This window comes from Salinarimonas sp. NSM (assembly GCF_052380005.1).
Taxonomy (GTDB): domain Bacteria; phylum Pseudomonadota; class Alphaproteobacteria; order Rhizobiales; family Beijerinckiaceae; genus Salinarimonas.
Map to the genome: position 1 here is coordinate 1 of NZ_JBQTCJ010000033.1, position 16094 is coordinate 16094.

At 70.9% G+C, this 16094-nt stretch carries 14 protein-coding genes; 6 read left to right on the plus strand and 8 right to left on the minus strand.

Annotation, left to right across the window (positions count from 1 at the left end):
• The 4 genes from ACTZWW_RS13015 to ACTZWW_RS13030 all read left to right on the plus strand — a co-directional run.
• Positions 1-879 (plus strand): flagellar hook-length control protein FliK (locus ACTZWW_RS13015; protein WP_444781388.1); only part of this gene is annotated, 879 nt, incomplete at its 5' end.
• Between the two features lie 12 nt (positions 880-891).
• Positions 892-1566 carry a flagellar hook assembly protein FlgD gene (locus ACTZWW_RS13020; RefSeq protein ID WP_444781389.1) on the plus strand — a complete coding sequence of 225 codons (675 nt, stop codon included), beginning with the start codon at positions 892-894 and terminating at the stop codon, positions 1564-1566.
• Between the two features lie 116 nt (positions 1567-1682).
• Positions 1683-1958: a CtrA inhibitor SciP gene (sciP, locus tag ACTZWW_RS13025; RefSeq protein ID WP_029030908.1), complete on the plus strand. Its 276-nt coding sequence runs from the start codon at positions 1683-1685 to the stop codon at positions 1956-1958.
• A gap of 198 nt (positions 1959-2156) precedes the next feature.
• The gene (locus ACTZWW_RS13030) at positions 2157-2837 is read left to right on the plus strand and encodes a L,D-transpeptidase (protein ID WP_444781390.1); all 681 of its coding nucleotides are present in this window, start codon (positions 2157-2159) and stop codon (positions 2835-2837) included.
• Positions 2838-2920: 83 nt separating this feature from the next.
• Here the strand turns inward: ACTZWW_RS13030 and ACTZWW_RS13035 are convergent, their stop codons facing one another.
• Positions 2921-3400 (minus strand): fasciclin domain-containing protein, encoded by a 480-nt coding sequence (locus ACTZWW_RS13035; RefSeq protein WP_444781391.1) that lies wholly within the window; start codon positions 3398-3400, stop codon positions 2921-2923.
• 205 nt (positions 3401-3605) lie between these two features.
• Here ACTZWW_RS13035 and ACTZWW_RS13040 point away from each other — a divergent pair, with 205 nt between their 5' ends.
• Positions 3606-4376 (plus strand): dienelactone hydrolase family protein, encoded by a 771-nt coding sequence (locus tag ACTZWW_RS13040; RefSeq protein WP_444781392.1) that lies wholly within the window; start codon positions 3606-3608, stop codon positions 4374-4376.
• 155 nt (positions 4377-4531) lie between these two features.
• Here ACTZWW_RS13040 and ACTZWW_RS13045 read toward each other — a convergent pair whose 3' ends face one another.
• Complete coding sequence (locus ACTZWW_RS13045; RefSeq protein ID WP_444781393.1) at positions 4532-5008, minus strand: hypothetical protein; 477 nt, start codon at positions 5006-5008, stop codon at positions 4532-4534.
• Between the two features lie 365 nt (positions 5009-5373).
• On the opposite strand from ACTZWW_RS13045, the gene ACTZWW_RS13050 reads away from it, so the two are divergent.
• On the plus strand, positions 5374-6240 hold the full coding sequence (locus ACTZWW_RS13050; protein ID WP_444781394.1) for a hypothetical protein: 867 nt from the start codon (positions 5374-5376) through the stop codon (positions 6238-6240).
• Here ACTZWW_RS13050 and ACTZWW_RS13055 read toward each other — a convergent pair.
• The 6 genes from ACTZWW_RS13055 to ACTZWW_RS13080 all read right to left on the minus strand — a co-directional run bounded on the left by ACTZWW_RS13055 (position 6215) and on the right by ACTZWW_RS13080 (position 16069).
• The gene (locus ACTZWW_RS13055) at positions 6215-7309 is read right to left on the minus strand and encodes a 2'-deoxycytidine 5'-triphosphate deaminase (protein WP_444781395.1); all 1095 of its coding nucleotides are present in this window, start codon (positions 7307-7309) and stop codon (positions 6215-6217) included. The genes ACTZWW_RS13050 and ACTZWW_RS13055 overlap by 26 nt on opposite strands.
• Positions 7310-7379: 70 nt before the next feature.
• Positions 7380-8270: a transglutaminase family protein gene (locus ACTZWW_RS13060; protein WP_444781396.1), complete on the minus strand. Its 891-nt coding sequence runs from the start codon at positions 8268-8270 to the stop codon at positions 7380-7382.
• Positions 8267-10804: a circularly permuted type 2 ATP-grasp protein gene (locus ACTZWW_RS13065; RefSeq protein WP_444781397.1), complete on the minus strand. Its 2538-nt coding sequence runs from the start codon at positions 10802-10804 to the stop codon at positions 8267-8269. The genes ACTZWW_RS13060 and ACTZWW_RS13065 overlap by 4 nt, the downstream gene beginning before the upstream one ends.
• Complete coding sequence (locus tag ACTZWW_RS13070) at positions 10801-14085, minus strand: transglutaminase family protein (RefSeq protein WP_444781398.1); 3285 nt, start codon at positions 14083-14085, stop codon at positions 10801-10803. The genes ACTZWW_RS13065 and ACTZWW_RS13070 overlap by 4 nt, the downstream gene beginning before the upstream one ends.
• 149 nt (positions 14086-14234) lie before the next feature.
• Positions 14235-15284, minus strand: a complete 1050-nt coding sequence (locus ACTZWW_RS13075; protein ID WP_444781399.1) for a patatin-like phospholipase family protein — start codon at positions 15282-15284, stop codon at positions 14235-14237.
• On the minus strand, positions 15281-16069 hold the full coding sequence (locus ACTZWW_RS13080) for a 3-hydroxybutyrate dehydrogenase (RefSeq protein WP_444781400.1): 789 nt from the start codon (positions 16067-16069) through the stop codon (positions 15281-15283). The genes ACTZWW_RS13075 and ACTZWW_RS13080 overlap by 4 nt, the downstream gene beginning before the upstream one ends.
• Positions 16070-16094: the final 25 nt, after the last annotated feature.

A 16094-nucleotide genomic window follows, 5' to 3' on the forward strand; every position in this document is an offset into this window, starting at 1 on the left:
CCGCAGACCCCGGCCGCGGCTCCAGCCGGCAAGCCGGCGAGCCTTCCCGTGGGCACCGTCACCGCAGACGCGGGCGCCGTCACCGGAGACGCGGGCACCGCCGGCGAGAGCGACGTGAAGGCGGCGCCGGGCCAGGCGGGCGTCCTCCCGCCGGGGAGCGCCGCCGGGGGCCAGCCGGCATCCGGCTCGGCGCAGCCCGGCGCCGCGCCGCAGGCCGACCCGTCAGCGAGCGAGTCCCAACCCCAGGTCCAGGCCCAGGCGCAAACTCAGGCACAAGCCCAGGGACAGGCCCCGGCACAGCCGCAGCCGGGCAACACTCCGCTGCCGCAGCCGCAGATCCAGGTCCCGCCGCCGGCGCAGGCGCTCCCGCCGGCCGCGGCGACGCCGCCCGGCACGCCGCAGCCACCGGTGCTCGCCGACGTCCCGCTCGGCGCGGTGCCCATCGAGATCGGGCTGAGAAGCCTCGGCAACCTCAACCGCTTCACGATCCGCCTCGACCCGGTCGAGCTCGGCCGCATCGACGTCTCGCTCGAGATCGAGGAGGGCGAGGTGACCGCGCGCCTCCAGGTCGAGCGGCCCGAGACGCTCGCGCTGCTCCAGCGCGACGCGAAGGCGCTCGAGCGGGCGTTCGAGCAGGCGGGCCTCAAGACGAACGAGAGCTCGGTGCAGATGTCGCTGAGGCAGGACGAGAACAGAAGCGACGGCCAGGCCTTCGGCCGCGGCGAGACCGCGTTCGCCGATCGCGAGGGCCGCGACGGCCGCGGGCGGCGCGGCGACGGCGAGCGCGGCGGCGGCCCGCCGGAGCCGCGCGCGCTCGAGGCGCTCGCGCCGCGCCGGCTCCTCGCCGGCGGGCTCGTCGGCGTCGACGTGCGGATCTGAGGAGGACGGACGATGGCGAGCGGCGTGACGAGTGCGGCCTCCCAGGCCGCGACGCAGGGCGGGATGAACGAGGCCGGCCGCGACCGGCAGGCGATCGCTCAGAATTTCGACCAGTTCCTGACGCTGCTCACCACGCAGCTGCAGGCCCAGAGCCCGCTCGATCCGCTGGACACGAACCAGTTCACCCAGCAGCTCGTGCAGTTCGCCTCCGTGGAGCAGCAGATCAAGACCAACGAGATGCTGGGCTCGCTCCTCACCTCGACGCGCGCCGCCAACGTCTCGACGGCGTCGAGCTTCATCGGCAAGCGCATCGAGGCGAACGGGCGCGAGGCGCAGCTCGAGGACGGCAAGGCGACCTGGAGCCTCACGCTCCCGCGCGCCGCCTCGCGGGCGGTGATCGAGATCTCGGACGCGTCCGGGCAGGTCGTCGCCACGCGCCAGCAGGCGCTCCAGGCCGGCAAGCAGAGCTTCGTCTGGGACGGCCGCACCGACACGGGCGCCGTGGCGCAGCCCGGCAGCTATGCGATCCGCGTCCAGGGGCTCGACGCCGCGGGCCAGCCGGTGGAGGTCTCCACCACGTTCTCGGGCACGGTGACGGGGCTCGACCTCACGGGCGCGGACCCGATCCTGCTCGCCGGGAACGTGCGCGTCCCCCTCGCGCAGGTGACGGGAGTCTCGCAATCGTGATCGCGCCGGCAGCGCGAGTCCTCGGCATCGAAACCGAGGTTTTCATTTCAGCCTTTCTTAAGCGCCGGCTCGTAACGTCGCACCCGACATTGGTCAGTCGAGTGTGTGAGAGTACCATGACCGAACCGCTTCGCTCGAGGGCGAAATACGTCATCGGGCCCGACGGCAGCCCGCTGACGATCGCGGACCTGCCGCCGACGAACACCCGTCGCTGGGTGATCCGTCGCAAGGCCGAGGTCGTCGCCGCGGTCCGCGGCGGGCTGCTGAGCCTCGAGGAAGCCTGCCAGCGCTACACGCTGACGACGGAGGAGTTCCTCTCCTGGCAGCACTCGATCGACCAGCACGGCCTCGCCGGCCTGCGCACCACGCGCATCCAGCAGTACCGCAACTGACCCGCGCGCACGCGCGCGGCTTCCATGCGAAGGGCGTCGCTCCCGGGCGGGGGCGACGCCCTTCGCATGTGCGCGCACGCCCCGCACGGGCGCCTCACGAACGCCTCAAACTCTCGTGAAGGCGTCGACGCATCGTCGGCGAGCCTGTACGGGACGCGCAGGGGCCGAAGGACGAAGAGGAAAGGAAGGTCGATCATCATGATCGCGGACATCACCAGGCGCGGCTTCATCATCGGCGGCACGCTCGCGCTCGGCGGCTGCGTGCAGGCCGCGCGTGCGCCGGTCGAGCCGCTCGCCCCCGCCATCCCGCCGGACGTGCAGGCGATGTACGCCGCGCTGCCGAACGAGGAGCACCCGCTCCCGGCGATCGACCCGGGGGTGGTCGATCCGCGCTTCTGGCGCCAGGTCGTCCGCGACCCGACGGGCGAGCCCGCGGGCACGATCACGGTGGACACGAACGAGCGCTTCCTGCACCTCTCGCTGGGCGGAGGGCAGGCGATGCGCTACGGCATCGGCGTGGGCAAGGAGGGGCTCGCCTTCGCGGGAACCGCCACGGTCGCGCGCAAGGCCGCCTGGCCGCGCTGGACGCCGACCGCGAACATGATCCGCCGCGAGCCGGAGCGCTACGGCCCCGTCGCCGGCGGCCTGCCGGGCGGGGTCGAGAACCCGCTCGGAGCGCGGGCGCTCTATCTCTACCAGGGCGGTCGCGACACGCTCTACCGCATCCACGGCACCAACGAGCCCTGGTCCATCGGCACGGCGATCTCGTCGGGCTGCATCCGGCTGTTCAACCAGGACATCATCGACCTGCACCGCCGCGTGCCGGTCGGCACACGGGTCGTCGTGCTGGCTCATGCGCCCGGCGAGGTGCTGGGCTGAGGCCGCACGCGAGAAGGCCGCCCGCACGGGGTGCGGACGGCCCGTCGATGCGAGACATCCGGAGGTGACCTCCGGGACCGGCCTCACTCCGGGATGAGGACCGTGTCGATGATGTGGATGACGCCGTTCGAGGCCTCCACGTCGGCGGTGACGACGGTGGCGGTGTTGACCATCACCGCGTCGCCGGTGGCGTCGATCATCAGGGTCGAGCCCTGCACCGTCTCCGGGGAGACCTCCTGGCCGGCGATGTCCGAGGACATCACGCGCCCGGGCAGCACGTGGTAGGTCAGCACGGCGACGAGCTGGTCGCGGTTCTCCGGCAGGAGCAGGCTGTCCACCGTGCCCTCAGGCAGCGCCGCGAAGGCGGCGTCGGTCGGCGCGAAGACCGTGAACGGGCCCTCGCCCTTGAGTGTCTCGACGAGCCCGGCCGCCTCGACCGCGGCGACGAGCGTGTTGAAGTCGTCGGCGGCCACAGCCGTATCGACGATGTCCTGCGCCTTGGACACCGAGACCGTCATCAGAACTGCAGCGGCGGCGATCGTCATCGTCTTGAGGAAACGCATGGCTAGCCTCTCTTTTGCTGGCTATCGGGGGAGCGCGCGCCGGAGATAGTCTTGAAGCGCGTCGCACGGATCGAGATAGGACTGCAATTGTGCTTTCCAGTGGCGGGGTGATCACGGTCGCGTGATCGTCGTTCACGACTTTACTCCCGGTACCCGCGCCCTACTTCACGCCTTGCCGTTCCCCCTGCCATCGAGAGGAAGCCCCATGCACAGCACGCTGAGAGCCGCCGCCGTGGGCGCTGCCGCGCTCGTCCTCGCCGCCGGCGCCGCGCAGGCGCAGATCCGCACCGAGTCCGTCGTCTACGAGGTCGACGGCGTCGCCTACGAAGGCTTCGTCGCCGTCAACGCGGGCTTCGACGAGGACCGCCCGCTCGTCCTCGTCATCCACGACTGGGACGGGCTCGGGGAGTACGAGGAGCGGCGCGCGACCATGCTCGCCGAGCTCGGCTACGCCGCTTTCGCCGTCGACCTCTACGGCCAGGGCGTGCGCCCGACCACACCGGACGAGAGCCGCGCCGAATCCGGAAAGCTCTACGCCGACCGCGCCGCGATGCGGGCTCGCCTCGCCGCGGCCCTCGAGACCGCCCGCGCGCAGGAGGGCGTCGCCGACGACGCCGCGGCGGTGATCGGCTACTGCTTCGGCGGTGCGGCGGTCCTGGAGTTCGCCCGCGCCGGTGCCGACCTCGACGCCTTCGTGAGCTTCCACGGCGGCCTGCAGGCCCCCGAGGGCGCGACCTGGGACGCCATGCGGGGCGACCTCCTGCTGCTGCACGGCTCCGCCGACCCGGTCTCGGGCATGGAGGACGTCGCGGCGCTCGCCGCCACGCTGAACGAGGCCGAGATCGACTACCGCATGGAGATCTACGGCGGCGCCCGCCACTCCTTCACGGTGTGGGGCAGCGGCGACTACGAGCCGGAGGCGGACCTCCAGTCCTGGGACGCGATGCTGAGGTTCCTCGACGAGCGGCTGCGCTGAGCACGCCGCCAATAAAGAAAAGACATAGGTCATGCGAAAAGACGCCTTATAAAGACCGCAAAGCTTTGAGCCGAACCCTTAAGCTCAAAGCTAACGCTATTGCAAAATTTGGACTTGCGAATATGTCTACGGAAAATACGCGCTTCACAATTCAATCAGATGGGTTTGTCAGAAAGGTTTGTTCGTTCTAATACTGGCAACAAACCCATTCTAATCAGTCTGATTTCGCTTCGGATCTCATCAAGTTGTCGCGCCTGAGCATCCAACAGGGCATCAGTATGGCATTGTACAGTTTCCTTTATCAAACTCTCCAATTCCCCGCGCATAACGGGAGCAAGGTATGAAATCTCCCCCGGCTTTCGATCGTCCTTTTTAACAACTCTATCTCTCGTACCTGCATCGGACGCTTCCTCATCAGCAGCGGCCTCGCTAATCACGCGAGCAACCCAAGATCCAAGCCGCATTCCATTCTGACGGGCAGCTCGTCGCGCGGCCTCTATGGAGCGGGGGTCTACCCTCTTAAGCTTCCAATCCTTCGGCTCGACGACTCTATTGCCGCGGAGATCGAAAACCTCCGGCAGCTGCGGCTCTTCCTGATCCGGAAGCAAAGCCCTCGTATCGACGTCGCGCATGGGTCACCTCTCCCAAAAACGGCTGCACGCGGCGCGCCCTTTGATTGAAAAGCGCCCGCTGCTCGGACGGGGAGGAAAGTTACACTTCCGCAAGCCGCATGGCAAGTGCAGGGCCCAATTTTTCCCCCTCTTGACCCTGCGAAGATGAAACTCAATCGGCAGAAACCCAAAGGGGGGCATTCGTGAAGGTCTTGATGGTTATTTTTTTGGTCACACTGACTTGCATGATGCCAATTTTTTTGCTACCTTGGCTATAAGCGGTCGCATCCTGCGTTCCGCAGACTCACCGGGAGAGTCTCATGGCGAGGTCGTCTGTCGGAGCGTTGTGCGAGCGCGTGAACTGCAAGGCGACTGCCGAGCGTCTCATGTACGATCTGCATCATCTCTGCCCCGCGATTCGCAAATTCTGCGAGGATCTCGATCTGAAGATTATTCGGCCTCTAAATCGGCTATCGGGCGGGGTCGCCTTTGAGTATCTTTCGGGCGATGCAGCGTTCGAGATCGATGAAGATGAGAAGCGTATGCTTCTGAATCTCAACGCGATAGAGATGATTTTTGCGAATATTCTAGAGTTAGATTCTTTGGCGAACTACACGGAAACAGTTGCTTTGTCAGAACGCTTAGTGGAGTTGTATGTACTTCATGAGCTGATTCATGTAAGTCAGAACCTCTACCGTTTCTCGGACGTTCAAGCACTGAAACGTCTTGCAAGTCATGACCGGCTTGGTGAACTAGACTTGCTGGCAGATCACGATGCCGCAAGGTTCGTCGCAGCTGTGATGATGGCACGCTCTCAAGCTAGTGGGAGGAATGGGTTCCTCAACCACCTGCTCACGTCGCTTGTGGCTATGAACACCGTGGCTCCCACAACATTCGGTGCGCCACCAGACAAGCCTCACAAACAACGGCGCTTTCTGGGATCAGCTATATCTACGGCATTCCTCGACGAAGCAGGCTGTGACTTTGCCGCCTTCGAGCAGCAGTTCTTCCCACTAGACACACCGATCTACCCCTACTTCGGGCGACAGAGTGGCGAAGTCCTCCTCTTTGATGCACGAGGCGGAGGTCTGGTCGTAGAACCATTTCAGGTCAAGGCACGAGTTGTAGAGGAGCTGCATGATCTTGTCGCGGTGGCGCACTTCCCGAAGGTGCTCGCGAAGGCTCGCCTGATAGTTCGCCGCGTCATGCAAGGCGAGCTTACTTCGCTCAGGCGAAGTGCTTCGACAGCTTGAGCCCCTGCGCCTGGTAGTTCGAGCCCGCGCCGGCGCCGTAGAGCACCGCCGGGCGGGCCGCCATGCGCTCGTAGACGAGGCGGCCGACCGTCTGGCCGTCCTCCAGGATGAAGGGCACGTCGCGCGAGCGGACCTCGAGCACCGCGCGCGCGCCGGCCCCGTTGGCGCCGGCGTGGCCGAAACCCGGGTCGAAGAAGCCGGCGTAGTGGACGCGGAACTCGCCGACCAGCGGATCGAACGGCACCATCTCGGCGGCGTAGTCCGGCGGCACGTGCACCGCTTCCTTCGAAGCCAGGATGTAGAACTGCCCCGGGTCGAGGATCAGCTCCCGGCCGCCGTCGGCGTGGAGCGGCTCCCAGAAGTCCGCCGTTCGATGCGCACCCACCGCGTCGACATCGACGAGGGCCGTGTGGCGCCGGGCGCGGTAGCCGACGAGCCGCCCCTCGCCGAAGCCGGAGAGATCGACCGAGACCGCGATACCGTTCTGGAACGACGGCGTGGCGGAGGTCACCAGCGTCTGGCTCGCGTGGAGCGCGGCGAGCTCATCGTCCGAGAGCCGCACCTCGCCGCGGCGCAGGCGCAGTTGCGACAGCCGCGTGCCCTCGCGCACCAGCACGGGGAAGGTCCGCGGCGAGATCTCGGCGTAGAGCGGGCCGCGATAGCCGGCGTCGACGATGTCGAACTCCTGCGCCCGGTCCGCGATCACGCGGGTGAAGACGTCGATGCGCCCCGTCGAGCTCTTCGGGTTGGCGGAGGCGGAGAGGTCGGCGGGGAGCGCGAGGCGCTCCTGGATCTCGGCGATGTAGACGCAGCCCGTCTCCAGCACCGCCGGGCGCGAGAGGTCGATCTCGTGCAGCGCGATGCCGTCGAGGCGTGCGCGCACGCTGCGACGCGGCCCGGGCAGGAAGCTCGCGCGCACCCGCCAGGCGCGGGCGCCCAGCCGCAGGTCCAGGCTCGCCGGCTGGACCTGGTCCGCCAGGAAGGGCCGTTCGCTCGCGATCGCGCCCTCGCGGGCGAGCGCCCGGATCGTCTCCGCGGGCTGGATGCCGTCTGTCGTCAGCGTCGTCATCGTGATCCTTCCCCTCGCGCGACCAAAGCACCAGGGCCGCGGAGAACGCAAGGGAGCGAGCGGCGCGGGATCAGGCCCCGCGCCCCTCCTCCTCCGGAACCACGTCGACGCTGACCGTCAGGCTCTGCCCGCCGGAGGAGATCACGACACCGTCGACGGGGGATACGTCGGCGTAGTCGCGCCCCACGGCGAGCACGATGTGGTCGGGACCGACGACGGCAGCGTTGGTCGGGTCGAAGCCGATCCAGCCGAGATCCGGCCCGCACCAGGCCTCGACCCAGGCATGGGTCGCGTCCGCCCCGACGAGCCGCGGCCGGCCCTCGGGGGGGATGGTGCGCAGGTAGCCGGAGACGTAGCGCGCCGGCAGGCCGAGTCCCCGCAGCCCGGCGATCATCACGTGGGCGAAGTCCTGGCAGACGCCCTTGCGGGCGCGGAAGGCCTCGCGCGCGGGAGTCGCGACGTCGGTCTCGCCGGGGGCGTAGGCGAACTCGGCGTGGACGCGGCGCATGAGATCGCTCACGCCGGCGAAGACGCCCCTGCCCTCGGGCAGCGAGGCGCTCGCCCATGCGGCGATCTCCGGCGCGTGAGGCACGGCCTGGCTCGGGAACAGCGCGTGGACGGGCGCGTCCGGCGCGCGGCTCGTGCCGGTGGCCGCGGCGGCGCGGACCTCCTCGAAGGCGGGATCGCGGTCGGGCGCTGTCGGGGTCGCGCGCGTGATCCGCACCCGCGCGCGGGCCTCGATGCGCAGCTCCCGATGCGGCGTGTCGATCTCGGCGTGGTGCAGGCGCGCGCCGAAGAAGCAGGTCTCCTCGCGCAGCCGCGACGCGGGCGTCACGCGCACGTCGCCGAACAGCCGCTCCTGGCCGGGCTCCTCGCGCGGCGTGAGCCGCAGCACGCAGCGCGCGGAGGCGACGGTGGCCTCGTAGGTGTAGGTGGTGACGTGGCGGATGCGGTAGATCACGCGAGGCCGCTCAGCTTCTCGGGGCGCTCGGCCGCCGCCCCGTGAGGGAAGTAGCGCGCGCCGATCGCGTCCGCGAGATCGGCGAGGTCGGCCTCGAAGCCGGCGAGCGTCGGCGCGTCGATCGTGGCGGCGTCGGCGATGGCGAGGCCGCGCGCGAGCGCCGCGGCGAGGCGCTCGGGCGCCTCCGGCAGTCCGTCCTCGCGCAACGCGGGGAGCGCGCGCACGTGCTCGAGGATGCGCTCGGCCTGGAAGGCCAGCGAGCGCGGGCTGTTGGGGTCGATCAGCGCGAGGTCGCGCACCGGCGCGGGCGCCGGCCCGAACAGGTAGCGCGTGCGGTAGGTGATCTGGCAGTCGACGATGTCGAGGAGCGCGTCGAGGTCCGCGCTCGTGGCCCCCGCCCCCGCCAGCGCCCCCGTGACCCGGCAGGCGGCGAGCCCGCGCTCGATGCGCCGGCCCATGTCGAGGAGGCGCCAGCCGTCCGAGCGCGTCATGTTCTCGTGCACGAGCCCGGCGATGGCGGCGAAGCGCTCGAGCAGTGCCTGCGCCCGGTCGAGCGTATCGGCGGGCGAGGCCGCCTCGTCCTCGCCCGCCCGCGCGCCCGGCGACAGCTCGGAGACGAGCCGCCAGGCCTGCGGCGCGAGGCGGTCGCGCAGGTGCGAGGCCGCGCGCCGCGCGAAGGCGATGGAGGCGGCGACGGAGCCGGGAGCGGCCGCGTCGTCGAGGGCGCTGCGGGCGAGGTCGCGCGCGGGCGCCGCGGCGACGGGCTCGAGGTTCGCCTCCGCGCACTCCCCTTCCGCGCTCTCCTCGTCGTCTGCTTCGGCCTCCTCGGGCACCGCACCGAGCGCGCGGACGAGGCCCTCCAGCCGCACCACCGTCTCGTCGCCGGGGCCGCCGTCCGCGCCTTCGAGCCGCGCCCCCGCGAGCGCCGCGACGAGCCGTGTCGTCGCCTCCGCACGCTCGAGGTAGCGCCCGAGCCAGAACAGGTTGTCGGCGGCGCGGCTCGGCAGGTGGCCGGAGACGCGGCGGATGCGCTCCTGCGGCACGAGCGAGACCCGCGCCACCGGCGCGTCCGCGAGCACCCAGACGTCGGCGGAGAGCGTGCCCTCGCCCATGCTGACGGCGCGCGCGTCCGGCCGCTCGGCGATCCGCGCGAAGCCGCCGGGCATGACGTGCCAGCCGTTCGGCGTCGCCGCCGCGTAGACGCGCAACGAGAACGGCCGCGGCTCGAGCTTCCCGTCACGCCACACCGGCGTCGTCGACAGGCGCACGACCTCCTGGCCGACGACGTCCACGCCGCGGGCGCGGATCCGCGCCGCGAGCGCGGCGCGTCCCTGCGCATCGAGCTCGGCGCCGAGCGTCGAGGGGCCGGGCACGAAGGCGTCGGCGAAGGCGAGCGTGTCGAGCCGCGCGAGCGCTTCCTCCCTGGCCGCCGGCTCGCCGCACCACCAGGTGGCGATGTTGGGCAGGAGCGGGTCCTCGCCGAGCAGCCGCCGGCATTGCAGAGCCATGAAGCCCATCAGCGCCGGCTGCTCGACGGCGCCGGCGCCGGGCATGTTGGCCATGGCGACGCTCCCCCCGCGCAGCGCCGCGACGAGGCCCGGCACGCCGAGCCGCGAGCGGGCGTCGAGCGCGAGCGGATCGCAGTAGTCCCCGTCGACGCGCCGCCAGAGCACGTCGATTCGCTTCAGGCCCGACACGGTGCGCACGTAGACCGAGCCGTCGCGCGCCACGAGATCGTCGCCCTCGACCAGCGGCAGGCCGAGATAGCGCGCGAGCGTCGCCTGCTCGAAATAGGTCTCCGAGTACGGCCCGGGCGTGAGCAGCCCGACGCGGGGCTCCTCGCGCGCGCCCAGCGCCGCGAGCCCGTCGCGGAAGGCGGCGAAGAAGGGCGCGAGCCGCTGCACGCGCAGCCGCTCCATCAGCGCGGGATAGACCCGCGACAGGACGATGCGGTTCTCGAGCGCATAGCCGGCTCCGGATGGCGCCTGCGTGCGGTCGTTGAGCACCCACCAGCGCCCGTCCGGACCGCGGCCGATGTCGACGGCATAGAGCGACAGGTGCCGCCCGCCCGGAGGCGCGACGCCGACGAGGGGCCGCAGGTAGTTCGGGCTCCCCACGATCGCCGCGGCCGGCGGCGCGCCGTCCGGCGCCTCGCCGCCGGCGTGGATCTCGGCGAGCAGCGCCTCCATCAGCCGCGCGCGCTGGGCGACGCCCGCGGCGATCGCCTTCCATTCGGCGGCGTCGATCACGATCGGCAGGTGCGCCACCGGCCAGGCCCGGTCGGCCGCCTCGCCGTGGACCCGGTAGGAGATGCCGACCTCGCGGATGTGCCGCTCCGCCGAGCCGAAGCCGTGGGCGAGATCGCCCGGGCGCATCGGCCCGAGCGCCCGGGCGACGCGCGCCCAGGCCGGGCGCGGCGTGCCGTCCGGGCCGATCAGCTCGTCGGCGGCCCCGGGCAGCGGCGCGTAGCCTTCCGTCCAATGGCTGAGGCCATGGATCAGCTCCCGCGCCTGGGCCCGGGTGAGCGCCGTCATGCGGCAGGCCTCCGCAGGTCGAGCGTCATCGGGAACTCCGCGGCGAGCTCCTCCGCCGGCGGGTCGATACGCCCGGGGGTGTGGCCGTGGTTCTGGAAGCGCGCGAGGCGGCGCGCCTCCGCCTCGTAGGAATTGACCGGCATGGTCTCGTAGTTGCGCCCGCCCGGGTGGGCGACGTGATACACGCAACCGCCGAGCGAGCGACGGTTCCAGCCGTCGATGACGTCGAAGGTGAGCGGTGCGTGGACCGGGATCGTCGGGTGCAGCCCCGAGGCCGGCTGCCAGGCCTTGTAGCGCACGCCCGCCACCGCCTCGCCGCCGCGGCCGGTCGCGGTCATCGGCAGGCGCCTGCCGTTGCAGGCGATGACGTGGCGGCCGGGGACGATCCCCTGCGCGCGCACCTCGAGCCGCTCGACCGACGAATCGACGTAACGCACGGTGCCGCCGACGGCGCCTTCCTCGCCCATGACGTGCCAGGGCTCGAGCGCCTGGCGCAGCTCGAGCGCGACGCCACCGTGCTCGACCCGGCCGTAGAGCGGGAAGCGGAACTCCCATTGCGCCCGGAACCAGCTCTCCTCGAAGCGATAGCCGGCTTCCGACAGGTCGGCGAGGACGCCGCGGAAGTCCTCCCAGACCACGTGCGGGAGCATGAAGCGATCGTGCAGGCTCGTTCCCCAGCGCACGAGGCGGCCGCCCTGCGGCTCGCGCCAGAGCCAGGCGACCAGCGCACGCAGCAGGAGCTGCTGCGCGAGCGACATCCGCGCGTCCGGCGGCATCTCGAAGCCGCGGAACTCGACGAGGCCGAGCCGGCCCGTCGGCCCGTCCGGCGAGTAGAGCTTGTCGATGCAGATCTCGGCGCGGTGCGTGTTGCCGGTGACGTCGGTGAGGAGGTTGCGGAACAGCCGGTCGACGAGCCAGGGCGGGATGCTCCCGACGTCCGGGTCCGGCACCTGGGCGAGCGCGATCTCGAGCTCGTAGAGCGCGTCGTCGCGCGCCTCGTCCATGCGCGGCGCCTGGCTCGTGGGGCCGATGAACAGGCCCGAGAACAGGAACGACAGCGAGGGATGGCGCTGCCAGTAGAGGATCAGGCTCTTGAGCAGGTCCGGCCGGCGCAGGAAGGGCGAATCCGGCGGGCTCGCGCCCCCGAGCACCACGTGGTTGCCGCCGCCGGTGCCGGTGTGGCGGCCGTCGACCATGAACTTCTCGGCGGTGAGCCGCGCCTGCCGCGCCTCCTCGTAGACGCCCGACGTGATCGCCACCGCCTCTCGCCAAGAGGCGGCGGCCTGGATGTTGACCTCGATGACGCCGGGATCGGGCGTGACCTTGATGACGTCGATGCGCGGGTCGAAGGGCGGCGTGTAGCCCTCCACGCGCACGGGAAGCCCCGTCTCGCGGGCGGTCGCCTCGACGGCGGCGAGGAGCTCGAGGTAGTCCTCGACCTGCTCCACCGGCGGCATGAAGACGTGGACGATCCCGTCGCGCACCTCCACCGAGAGCGCGGTGCGCACCGCCTCGCCCACGGCGTTCTGCGCGGCGACGGCCTGCCGCCTCGCCGCCGGATCGCGATCGGGCCGCGGATAGCGCGGCAGCGCGCCCCGCGGCTCCAGCGGGTCGCGCGGGTGGATGTGCGGGTAGTGCTCCGGCGCGATGACGGGCAGGGAGTCGAGCGGCAGGCGCAGGCCCACCGGCGAATCGCCCGGGATCAGGAACAGCTTGCCGCGGCGGGTCCGCCACAGCTCCGAGCGCCAGCGCCGCGCACCGTCCGCCGCGTTCCAGCGCTGGATCGGCAGGACGAAGCCCACCGGCTCGCCGAGGCCGCGCTCGAACACGCGCATCATGCGCGCGCGCTCCTCGGGGTCCTTCAGGCCCGGATTGGCGGGGTCGACGCCCTCCGGCAGCTCGGCCTCCTTCATCAGCCAGTGCGCGGGGTCCTCCCAGGCGGGCTGCGCGTAGCCGGCGGAGAGATGCATCCGCTCGGCCAGACCCTCCACGAAGCCCTTCGCCGCGGCGGGGGGCGCCTTCGCGCCCGCCCCGCCCTCGCCCGCGATGAGCGCGGCGTCGCGCCAGATCGGCTCGCCGTCGCGGCGCCAGTAGAGCCCGAAGGCCCAGCGCGGCAATTGCTCGCCGGGGTACCACTTGCCCTGCCCGTAGTGCAGGAAGCCGCCCCGCCCGAAGCGGTCGCGCAGGCGCCGGATGAGCGTGTCCGCGCGGTCCTTCTTGGTGGGGCCGACGGCGGCGATGTTCCACTCCGCACCGTCGGGATCGTCGATCGAGACGAAGGTCGGCTCGCCGCCCATCGTGAGGCGCACGTCCTGGGCGACGAGGTCCTCGTCGACCCGGTCCCCCAGCGCCTCCAGCGCCGACCAGGCCGTCTCGTCGAACGGTCGCGTCACCCGAGGCGCCTCGAGGATGCGCGTGACGTGCATCTCGAAGCCGAACTCGACGTTCGCCGGGTCCGTCGCGCCGGTGATCGGGGCGGCCGAGCGGTAGTGCGGCGTGGCGCACAGCGGGATGTGCCCCTCCCCGCAGAACAGGCCGGACGTCGCGTCCATGCCGATCCAGCCCGCGCCGGGGACGTAGACCTCGGCCCAGGCGTGCAGATCGGTGAAGTCGTGCTCGGTGCCCTTCGGCCCCTCGATCGGGTCGATGTCGGCCTTCAGCTGGATCAGGTAGCCCGACACGAAGCGCGCCGCGAACCCGAGGCGACGCAGGATCTGCACGAGGAGCCAGGCCGAATCGCGGCAGGAGCCGGAGCCGAGCGCGAGCGTCTCCTCCGGCGCCTGTACGCCGGGCTCCATCCGCACGATGTAGCGCACCGCCTGCTGGACGAGCGCGTTGAGCTCGACGAGGAACGTCACGGTGCTGCGCTTCGTCCGGTCGATCCCGGCGAGGAACGCCTCGGCCTTCTCACCCAGCTCCTCGGGCTGGAGGTAGGGATCGAGCTCCTTGGCGAGATCCGGCGCATAGGCGAAGGGGAAGTCGTCGGCATAGGGCTCGACGAAGAAGTCGAACGGGTTGACCACCGCCATGTCCGCGGTGAGATCCACCTCGATCCTCAGCTCGGTCGCCGGCTCGGGGAAGACGAGCCGTGCGAGCCAGTTCCCGTGCGGGTCCTGCTGCCAGTTGATGAAATGATTGGCGGGCTGCACCTTCAGCGCATAGCTGGGGACGCGCGTGCGGGCGTGCGGCGCCGGCCGAAGGCGGATCACCTGCGGCCCGATGCCGATCGGCCGGTCGTACCGGTACTGCGTGACGTGGTGCAGGGCGACGAGGATGGACACGGGGCGCGGGCTCTCACGGTCGAATTGCCTGCCGACCGTCAAGCAAGAAGCATGCGCGCGCAAGGGCGCCGGCGCCACGCGCCCCGACATTCGGCACTCCGTCCACGGGGAACGAGGCCCGGCGCGACGCGACCCGCCGCAGCCGCCGCTCAGGAATAGTCGCGCCGCAGCTCGATCGTGGGCCGCACGCCTAGATCCTCCCAGTGCCGGTCGAGCCAGTCCCGAGCGGCGCCGCGGCCGCGCTCGAACAGCGTCTTCATCATCGCCCAGTCGGCGGTGCGGCGGGTCGAGGCGGGGAAGTCGTCGAAATGGCCGGTCGGCTCGATCCGGTGCATCAGCACGCGCTTGTAGTCGCCCTCGGCGAGCTTGCCCTCGTCGAGGAGGCGCGTCACGAAGTCCACGGCGCGCAGCTCGCGCAGGAGCGGCGCGTTGAAGCCGATCTCCGAGAGCCGGTCGCGGATCTCGGCGCGGGTGCGCGGCGTCTCGCGCCGCTCGATGGGGTTGATCTGCACGAGCAGCACGTCGTCGGTGGCGACGCCGTAGAAGAGCGGGAAGAGCGGCGGGTTGCCCATGTAGCCGCCGTCCCAGTAGGGCACCCCGTCGATCTCCACCGCCTTGAAGATCTCCGGCAGGCAGGCGGAGGCGAGGAGGTGGTCGACGGTCAGCTCCTCGCGCGCGAACACCCGGATCTTGCCGGTCCAGACGTTTGTCGCCGAGACGAAGAGCTTGGCATCGCCGCAGGCGCGCACCTCCTCGAAGCGAATCAGGTCGTTCAGCGCGTCCCGCAACGGGTTGACGTCGAGGATGTTCTGGTAGGGCGTGGTGAAGGGCGAGAACGCCTCCATCCAGAAGCGCCAGGGCGAGCGTTCGTCCGTCCACAGGCCGAGCGCCTGGCGCACGATTCGCGCCTTGTAGGCCGGAAGGTCGCCGTCGAGGCTGATGCTGCGCCAGAAGTCCGCGAGGCAGGCCCGCGCCCCCTCCGCGCCGCCCCGGCGCCAGCCCTCCGCGAGCACGACGGCGTTCATGGCGCCCGCGGACGCCCCCGACACCGCCTCGATGGCGAGCCGCCCGTCCTCCAGGATCGCGTCGAGCACGCCCCAGGTGAAAGCCCCGTGCGCGCCCCCGCCCTGGAGCGCGAGCGAGACCGCCTTCTCGGCGCGGGGACCGGCGAGGCCGGGGAGGCGGCCGGCGTCGGTCACTGCGCCGTCCACCCTCCGTCCATGGAGATGTTCGCCCCCGTGACCTGGCTCGCGGCGTCCGAGCACAGGAACAGCGCCATGGCCGCGACCTGCTCGACCGTGACGAAGGCCTTGGTCGGCTGGGCCTTCAGCAGCACGTCCTCGATCACCTGCTCGCGGGTGAGGCCGCGCGCCTTCATCGTGTCCGGGATCTGCTTCTCGACGAGCGGTGTCCAGACATAGCCGGGCGAGATGCAATTCACGGTGACCCCGTGTGCCGCCGCCTCGAGCGCCACCGTCTTGGTGAAGCCCACGAGCCCGTGCTTGGCCGCGACGTAGGCGGACTTGTAGGGCGAGGCCACGAGCGAGTGCGCCGAGGCCGTGCTCACGATGCGGCCGAAGCCGCGCTCCTTCATCCCGCCGATCACGAGGCGCGTCGCGTAGAAGGCCGAGGAGAGGTTGATCGCGATGATCCGGTCCCACTGATCGACGGGGAAGTCCTCCACCGGCGAGACGTGCTGGACCCCCGCGTTGTTGACGAGGATGTCGATCGGCCCGAGCTCGCGCTCCGCGCGGTCGACCGCGGCGGCGAGCTGGTCGGGCTTCGAGACGTCCGCGCCGGTCCAGGCCGCCTTGACGCCGTGCGCGTCGGCGATCCGCTTCGCGAGCGCCTCGCAGGCGTCGGTCTCGCCGAAACCGTCGATCATCACGTTGGCGCCGGCGCCGGCCAGCGCCTCGGCGATGGCGAGGCCGATCCCCGACGTGCCGCCGGTGACGAGGGCGGTGCGGTCCGTGAGCTCTTTCATGTGTGCGTCTCCCGCGGCTGTGCGG

Excerpts from the sequence above, each read along its gene's own strand:
- ACTZWW_RS13020 (WP_444781389.1), top strand. The coding sequence starts at position 892 with ATGGCGAGCGGCGTGACGAGTGCGGCCTCCCAGGCCGCGACGCAGGGC.
- sciP (WP_029030908.1), top strand. The coding sequence starts at position 1,683 with ATGACCGAACCGCTTCGCTCGAGGGCGAAATACGTCATCGGGCCCGAC.
- ACTZWW_RS13030 (WP_444781390.1), top strand. The coding sequence starts at position 2,157 with ATGATCGCGGACATCACCAGGCGCGGCTTCATCATCGGCGGCACGCTC.
- ACTZWW_RS13035 (WP_444781391.1), bottom strand. The coding sequence starts at position 3,400 with ATGCGTTTCCTCAAGACGATGACGATCGCCGCCGCTGCAGTTCTGATG.
- ACTZWW_RS13040 (WP_444781392.1), top strand. The coding sequence starts at position 3,606 with ATGCACAGCACGCTGAGAGCCGCCGCCGTGGGCGCTGCCGCGCTCGTC.
- ACTZWW_RS13045 (WP_444781393.1), bottom strand. The coding sequence starts at position 5,008 with ATGCGCGACGTCGATACGAGGGCTTTGCTTCCGGATCAGGAAGAGCCG.
- ACTZWW_RS13050 (WP_444781394.1), top strand. The coding sequence starts at position 5,374 with ATGTACGATCTGCATCATCTCTGCCCCGCGATTCGCAAATTCTGCGAG.
- ACTZWW_RS13055 (WP_444781395.1), bottom strand. The coding sequence starts at position 7,309 with ATGACGACGCTGACGACAGACGGCATCCAGCCCGCGGAGACGATCCGG.
- ACTZWW_RS13065 (WP_444781397.1), bottom strand. The coding sequence starts at position 10,804 with ATGACGGCGCTCACCCGGGCCCAGGCGCGGGAGCTGATCCATGGCCTC.
- ACTZWW_RS13080 (WP_444781400.1), bottom strand. The coding sequence starts at position 16,069 with ATGAAAGAGCTCACGGACCGCACCGCCCTCGTCACCGGCGGCACGTCG.